Origin of the sequence: Tardiphaga sp., from assembly GCF_028290785.1 — a bacterium.
Classification (GTDB): Bacteria; Pseudomonadota; Alphaproteobacteria; order Rhizobiales; family Xanthobacteraceae; genus Tardiphaga.
Window position 1 is genome coordinate 1 of record NZ_JAQGJD010000109.1, and the last position, 7,314, is coordinate 7,314.

Here is a 7,314-nt window from a genome sequence, read left to right on the forward strand (position 1 = left end):
TGGCGAACCTCACCCGCTCGGTGCTCAAGCGAGTGCTCGGCGTGGCGTTGGCGCGCGACCTGATCCGGTTCAATCCATTGGCCGACAAGGTCAACCCTTACAAGGGCGGCACGCATCACACATGGACCGATGGAGAGCTCAGGCAATTCGAGGCCAAGTGGCCCCTAGGAACGCGCCAGCGCCTCGCCTATGCGCTTCTGTTCTACACGGGCCAGCGTAGCGGTGATGTCGTGCGAATGAGCCGGAAGGACGTTTCTGAGGGCCGCATCAAGGTCGTCCAGGAGAAGACTGGGACCGAGCTCAAGATCAGGATCCACCCAGACCTTGCCAAGGCGATCAAGGCAGGCCCGGCCAATGGCTTGAACTTGATTGGCGACGAGCACGGCCGACCGATCAAACGGGCCGCGCTGTCGCATCTGATGCGCAAAGCAATTCGTCAGGCAGGATTGCCTGCGCGCTGCGTCCCTCACGGCATTCGCAAGGCCACGCTTCGCACCATGGCTGAGAACGGTTCGAGCGCGAAGCGGATGGCGTCAGTGTCCGGCCACAAGACAACAAAGGAGCTCGATCGCTACACGGAAGCGGCCGATCAGCAGACGTTGGCGGATGATGGTATCGCGTCGATCCCGATCAGAATGTGAACGCAAAGTGTCTAATCATTTAAACGCAGGTGTCTAGTAAACGCAGAAACCCTTGGTAATCGGCCCTAACTTGAAATCTCATCTTTAGGACCGGTAAAGCGTACGATATCAAACCGCAGGAGCGCGGGAACAATGTCCGGCTGCCGCGCAGCAACGGGGGCCAGCGACTGCACTGGCTACCAATGCAGTCGTGTTGTTCATGTATTGCTAACCATAGCGGTGGTGCGCGGCTCTGCTGTCAGTGAATCTCCGACGATTGCTTCAGCGCCGCCCTCAACTTCTCCAGCGAGAACGACGCGCTGCGGGCGATATCCAGGATCGGCGTCTCGCGTCGGCCGCATAGCTCCGCAGCGTCGGGGATCTTGGCGGCGATATCGAGCGGGATCACCACCGCACCGTGGCGGTCGGCATGGATCAGGTCGCCGGAGCGCACGGTCATGCCGGCGACGCGAACCTCGCCGCCGAAATTTTCCGCGTGAACGTAAGCATGCGACGGACCGATCGAGCCGGCCAGCGCCTGGAAGCCCTCGGCCCATTGCGGGATGTCGCGGATCGAGCCGTCGGTGACGACGCCGAGACAGCCAAGCGCCTTGTGAACGGCGCTCTGGACCTCGCCCCAGAACGCGCCGTAGCCCACGTCCGCACCGTCGATATCCTGGATCACGCTGATCCGCGGGCCCGCGCCCGTGCCGACATATTCGTAATAGGCAATTCGCCGCGCGGCCTGCTCGGCGGGCGGCAAGCCCGAGGCCAGCACCGAACGGATGGTCACGGTCCGGGCATAGCCGACGATGGGCGGCAGGTCGGGAAATGGGCAAACCAGCGGCTTCGTGGTGTAGCCGATCAGCCGGCGCCCCGGCGCCACGATCTCCATGGCATTGCAGATCGTCGGCGTATCGTAGCGCCCGAGCGCTTCGAGAACCGATGCGGGCAATGGATCGGTCGCAGTATTTGTCACGGTATTCTCCCTGTTTTTAGTTTTTGCATCCAGTCTCTGCGGGATGTCGTTGGTCGCAGTCCGGATATAGCCGAATTTTCGCGACGGCCACAACGCAAGCGACCGCCGTCCCGAAGGAGGACGGCCGGGCGACACGAACGTTACGAGGCCTAGTTCAGGTGGGTCGGACGATCATCTGGCGCCGGATCGGGCGCCGCAGGGACATAGGGCGTCACCGCATGCGACGCCGGATCGACTGGCACCACCGCGTTTGACGCCGCCAAGGCGCGCTCCTGGTCGCGATAGGACTTCCAGCCGATCGGCAGGCTGAGCAGGTACAGCAGCGAGACCGCCGACAGGATATGCCAAGGGTATCCGATCAGCAGCGCAATGAAGAGCACGACACCGACGAACACCGGCAGCACCATCTCCGGCGGCACCCGCATGCTCATGGACTTGCCGGAGAACACCGGCAGCCGCGACACCATCAGGAAGGCGATCAGCAGCGTGAACAGCAGGATCACCACGTCCGGCAGCGTCGGCATGCCGAGGAAGGCAAGGTAGATTGGCAGCAGCACGGTGATGGCGCCGAGCGGCGCCGGCATGCCTGTGAAGAAGTTGGCGGCGAAGTCCGGCTTGTTGGGATCGTCCATGGTGGCGTTGAAGCGCGCCAGCCGCAGGCTGCCGCAGATCGCGAAGATCATTGCCGCGATCCAGCCGAAATTGTTGAGATCGTGCAGCTGCCAGAAATACAGGATCAGGCCAGGTGCGACGCCGAAATTGACGAAATCGGCAAGGCTGTCGAGCTCGGCGCCGAATTTGGACTGGCCCTTGATCATGCGGGCGACACGGCCATCGACGCCGTCGAGCACCGCTGCAAACACGATCGCCGCCACCGCGAGCTCCATCCGCCCTTCGGTGGACAGCCTAATCGCCGTCAGGCCGGCGCAGATCGCCAGCAGGGTGATCATGTTGGGCACCAGCATCCGGACCGGAATCGTCCGGAACCGGCGGCGGCGCGTATCGGGCGAAGCGGGATCAATGGGCATTTGCATGGCCTTCTTTAGCAAAATCCACCCTGCTCCGCCATTGTGGCAGCCAGCCGGCCGATCCCGGTGCCGGAACGGGGTTAATCGACCCGGAAGGTGCGACCGCCATCACCGAGATTGAAGTCGGCCAGCACGGTCTCGCCGGCCACCGCGGTCTGCCCCACGGACACCAGCGCCTTGCTGCCCTCGGGCAGGAACACATCGAGCCGCGAGCCGAATCGGATCAACCCAAACCGCTCGCCGGCCACTAAGGTCTGGCCCTCGCGGACGAACGAGACGATACGCCGCGCCACCAGGCCGGCGATCTGCACCACGCCGATGCGACCGCCCGGGATCGAGATCACCAGCGAGTTGCGCTCGTTGTCCTCGCTGGCCTTGTCCAGCTCGGCATTGACGAACTTGCCGGGGCGGTAGGCGATGCGTTCGATCCGTCCGGCCACCGGGCTGCGGTTTACGTGGCAGTTGAACACGCTCATGAAGATCGAGATCCGCAGCAGCGGCTGGTCGCCGAGGCCGAGTTCGACCGGCGGCAGCACCATGGCGATCAGCGACACCCGGCCATCGGCCGGCGCGACCACGAGGCCCTCGCGGGTGGGGGTGACGCGGACCGGATCGCGGAAGAACAGCGCGCACCACACGGTCAGGATCGTGCCGATCCAGCCCAGCGGGGTCCAGATCCAGAACAGCACCAGGCTGGCCAGGGCAAAGCCGCCGATGAACGGGTAGCCTTCCTTATGGATCGGGGGAATTTGCGCACGGATGGAATTGGCGATGGACATGGCGTCAAGGTTCTTTCTTCCCCTCTCCCCCAAGCAGCGAAGCTGCGCAGGCGGGAGAGGGTGGCGCGACGACAGTCGCGCCGGGAGAGGGGGTTCGCGAGGAACGGCCAAAGTGCTCAAGAATAACCTCGAGCACCCCATCCGTGTTGTTCTGCACCTCATTATTCCAGAACCGCAGCACGCGAAACCCTTGATCTTCGAGCCATAAGTCGCGGGTTCGGTCAGACTGGCTGCTGTCGGCGTGCTGGCCGCCATCGACCTCTATGATCAAGCGTTCAGCCCGACAGACGAAATCGACGATGTACCGCCCGATCGGGATCTGGCGCTTGAACTTGAAGCCGGCAAACCGGTGCGCGCGCAACAGATACCAGAGCCGGCGCTCGGCATCGGTCATATTCGTGCGAAGAACTTTGGCATTGTTCCGTGTCATGCCCCCTCTCCCGTCCGCGCTGCGCGCGGCCACCCTCTCCCGCCAAACGCAGCTTCGCTGCGTCCGGGGGAGAGGAGAAGAGAAGAATTACTCCGCCGCGGTGGGCCTGATCAGTGGATCATCGATAGCCGGCGGCACCCGGTTCGGCGCGGCAGCTTCGTCGGCTATCATGGCCAGGCGCTCACGCGCCTCCTGAGCCTCGCGCTGCCGGTTCCACATGCTGGCATAGAGGCCGGTGGCGGCCAATAGCTGGCTGTGGGTGCCCCGCTCCGCGATGCGGCCCTGGTCGAGCACGATGATCTCGTCGGCGCCGACGATCGTGGACAGCCGATGCGCGATTACCAGCGAGGTGCGGTTGCGCGACACTTTCTCCAGCGCGTCCTGGATTTCCTGCTCGGTATGGCTGTCGAGCGCCGAGGTGGCCTCGTCGAGCAGCAGGATCGGCGGCGCCTTCAGCACGGTGCGGGCAATCGCCACGCGCTGCTTCTCGCCGCCGGACAGTTTTAGGCCACGCTCGCCGACTTCGGTCTCGTAGCCCTTCGGCGACATCTGGATGAAGGCGTCGATCTGGGCCGTTTTCGCGGCTTCCTCGACTTCTTCGTCGGTGGCGTCCCAGCGGCCGTAGCGAATGTTGTAGCGAATGGTGTCGTTGAACAGCACGGTGTCCTGAGGCACCATGCCGATGGCTTCGCGCAAGCTGGACTGCGTCACGTTGCGAATGTTCTGGCCGTCGATCGAGATGGTGCCGCCGGACACGTCGTACAGCCGAAACAGCAGTCGCGAGATCGTCGACTTGCCGGCGCCGGAAGGGCCGACGATGGCCACGGTCTTGCCAGCCGGCACTTCGAACGACAGGCCCTTCAGGATCGGACGCTCCGGATCGTAGGCGAACTGGACGTTGTCGAAACGGACATGGCCTGCGCTGACGACCAGCGGCGTGGCACCCGGGAGATCCTTGACCTCGGGATTGCGCTGCAACACGCCGAACATCTTCTCGATGTCGATCACTGCCTGCTTGATCTCGCGATACACCATGCCCATGAAATTCAGCGGCTGGTACAGCTGGATCATCATGGCGTTGACCATGACGAAATCGCCGACCGTGTTGCGACCGCTGCGCACGCCGATGGCGCACATCAGCATCGTGGCGGTGAGGCCGCAGGTAAAGATGATCGCTTGTCCGGTATTGAGCAGCGCCAGCGACGTATAGGTCTTCACGCTGGCCTTTTCATAGCGTGCCATCGAGCGATCGTAGCGCTCGGCCTCGCGCTCCTCGGCGCTGAAATATTTGACGGTCTCATAGTTCAGAAGCGAGTCGATCGCCTTGGTGTTGGCCTCGGTATCGGAGTCGTTCATGCGGCGACGGATCTCGATCCGCCACTCGGTCGCGATGTACGTGTAGTACATGTAGACCACGACGGTAATCGCGGTCACCAGCACATAGCGCCAGTCGAACTGCCACAGCAACACGCCCATCAGCAGCGTGACCTCGACGATGGTCGGCACCAGTTGCAAAATCACCATGCGCACGATGACCTCGATGCCGAGGCGACCGCGCTCCAGCACCCGGGTCAGGCCGCCGGTCTTGCGCTCCAGATGAAAGCGCAGCGACAGCTCGTGCATGTGGACGAAGGTCAGGAACGCCAGCTTGCGCACCGCATGCATTGCCACCTTGGCGAAGATGCCGTCACGCCACTGCGTCAGCACCGCCATCAGGATGCGGATCAGGCCATAGCTGACGGTCATGATGACCGGCGACGCGATCAGCCATAGCGTCCAGTTGGACGCCTGCACCGGCGCGGTATCGGCGCCGGTCAGGGCGTCGATCGCCCATTTGAAGGTGAACGGCACCGACAGCGTCGCTAGCTTGGCGACCAGCAAAAGTACCATCGACCAGACGACGCGCATCTTCAGGTCGGCGCGGTCGCCGGGCCAGATATACGGCCACAGGTGCGCTAGCGTCGCCACCAGGGTGCCGCGCTCGGCGCTGAACTTGGTCTCGGCGGCCTGATCGCCCTTCGAGGAGTGAGCGGGATCAACCATCAATGGCGCCAGGAACGAACGGGACGACGGGTGGCCGCCGCTGGGATGTTTTGAATCGAGTGCATGTCCGGCCACATATAGTGCGTTTTGCCTAATGTCGAACCCTTCTAAGGCAATCTTTTCCGCACCGGACGCGCTCCCGGGCGGAAATTCCCGCTATGCGATCATCGAAGTCTTGACGCTGCCATTCCGCACTGCCACATAAATTGACATGAGCATCATCAAGAACGTCTGCGTCTATTGCGGCTCCGGCCCCGGTACCAATCCTCGTTTCGTCGAATCGGCCATCGCGCTCGGCAAGTCGCTTGCGGAGAATGGCGTTGGACTGGTCTATGGCGGCGGCTCCATCGGTCTGATGGGGGCCGTGGCGAAATCGGTGCTGGACCATGGCGGCCGCGTTACCGGCATCATTCCGGAGTTCCTGACCAAGCGCGAAAACGCGCTCACAGGCGCCCAAGAGTTGATCGTCACCCACGACATGCACGAGCGCAAGCGGCTGATGTTCGAGCGCTCTGATGCGTTCGTCGCGCTGCCCGGCGGTATCGGAACACTCGAAGAGCTGGTCGAACAGCTCACCTGGCAACAGCTCGGCCGTCACAGCAAGCCTATCCTGCTCGCCAATATCGAGGACTTCTGGGAACCGCTGCTGCAGTTGCTCAGCCACATGCGCACGACGGCCTTCATCCGCCCGACGCTGCCGCTGGAAGTGCTGAAGGCCGAGCGGGTCGAGGACATCCTCCCGCGGCTCCGCGCCGCAGCCGCGCAGGCGTCGGAAGAGGCCAAGCGGCTGGCGCCTGAAGTCGCCAGCCGGCTGTAGACCAAGCGCGAATTCGCCTTGCCCACAAGGCCGGGGAAAATTAAGGCGCAGCGTCGTCCTTCGGAAATGTCACCGCCTCGATGCGGTTGCCGTCGGCGTCCGCAATGAAGGTCGCGTAATAGCTGACCCGATCGTGCGGTCGCAGCGACGGCGCGCTCTCCGAGAACCCGCCGGCCGCCACGGCTGCGACATGAAACGCATCGACTTCGGCGACCGTCTTCGCGCGCAGGCATAAATGCACCCCGCTATCCGGCGATAGCGGCTTCATCCCGCTGCGCAGGTTGATCCAGACTTCCGGGTAGGTCTTGCCGAATCCGACCATGGCCGGCCGCGTCACCAGTCGCGTCATGCCCAATGTCGCGAACACGCGCTCATAGAACGCCACCGCACGCGGAAGATCGCTGACGGCGAGCGAGACGTGATCGATCATGGCGATCTCCGTTAAGCCGGCGCGTTCGACTTCACCAGCTTGTAGACGATGGAATCCATCAAGGCCTGGAACGAGGCATCGATGATATTGGGCGAAACGCCCACCGTGGTCCAGCGTTCGCCCTGCTCGTCCTCGCTCTCGATCAGCACCCGGGTCACCGCCTCGGTACCGCCGTTGAGGATGCGGAC

Annotated in this window: 9 protein-coding genes; 2 read left to right on the top strand and 7 right to left on the bottom strand. The window is 63.3% G+C overall.

Annotation, left to right across the window (positions count from 1 at the left end; all coding sequences use genetic code 11):
* Positions 1-641, top strand: a 641-nt coding sequence (locus JWR89_RS05975) for a tyrosine-type recombinase/integrase (protein ID WP_299713001.1), incomplete at its 5' end; no start/stop codon positions are given.
* A 238-nt stretch (positions 642-879) separates the two neighbouring features.
* Here the strand turns inward: JWR89_RS05975 and JWR89_RS05980 are convergent.
* The 5 genes from JWR89_RS05980 to JWR89_RS06000 form a co-directional block, all read right to left on the bottom strand.
* Positions 880-1,599, bottom strand: coding sequence for an RraA family protein (locus tag JWR89_RS05980; protein ID WP_299713004.1), 720 nt, complete (start codon positions 1,597-1,599; stop codon positions 880-882).
* Between the two features lie 149 nt (positions 1,600-1,748).
* Positions 1,749-2,627, bottom strand: coding sequence for a CDP-diacylglycerol--serine O-phosphatidyltransferase (gene pssA, locus JWR89_RS05985; RefSeq protein ID WP_299713021.1), 879 nt, complete (start codon positions 2,625-2,627; stop codon positions 1,749-1,751).
* Between the two features lie 80 nt (positions 2,628-2,707).
* Positions 2,708-3,406 carry a phosphatidylserine decarboxylase gene (locus tag JWR89_RS05990; RefSeq protein WP_299713007.1) on the bottom strand — a complete coding sequence of 233 codons (699 nt, stop codon included), beginning with the start codon at positions 3,404-3,406 and terminating at the stop codon, positions 2,708-2,710.
* A gap of 4 nt (positions 3,407-3,410) precedes the next feature.
* On the bottom strand, positions 3,411-3,836 hold the full coding sequence (locus JWR89_RS05995; RefSeq protein WP_299713010.1) for an endonuclease domain-containing protein: 426 nt from the start codon (positions 3,834-3,836) through the stop codon (positions 3,411-3,413).
* 87 nt (positions 3,837-3,923) lie between these two features.
* On the bottom strand, positions 3,924-5,879 hold the full coding sequence (locus JWR89_RS06000; RefSeq protein ID WP_299713013.1) for an ABC transporter ATP-binding protein/permease: 1,956 nt from the start codon (positions 5,877-5,879) through the stop codon (positions 3,924-3,926).
* 211 nt (positions 5,880-6,090) lie between these two features.
* On the opposite strand from JWR89_RS06000, the gene JWR89_RS06005 reads away from it, so the two are divergent.
* Positions 6,091-6,696 (top strand): TIGR00730 family Rossman fold protein, encoded by a 606-nt coding sequence (locus JWR89_RS06005; protein WP_299713016.1) that lies wholly within the window; start codon positions 6,091-6,093, stop codon positions 6,694-6,696.
* Positions 6,697-6,736: 40 nt separating this feature from the next.
* On the opposite strand, the gene JWR89_RS06010 is transcribed toward JWR89_RS06005, so the two are convergent.
* On the bottom strand, positions 6,737-7,126 hold the full coding sequence (locus JWR89_RS06010) for a VOC family protein (protein ID WP_299713018.1): 390 nt from the start codon (positions 7,124-7,126) through the stop codon (positions 6,737-6,739).
* A gap of 11 nt (positions 7,127-7,137) precedes the next feature.
* The coding region (locus JWR89_RS06015) for an alpha-isopropylmalate synthase regulatory domain-containing protein (protein WP_299713024.1) at positions 7,138-7,314 on the bottom strand (177 nt) is incomplete at its 5' end.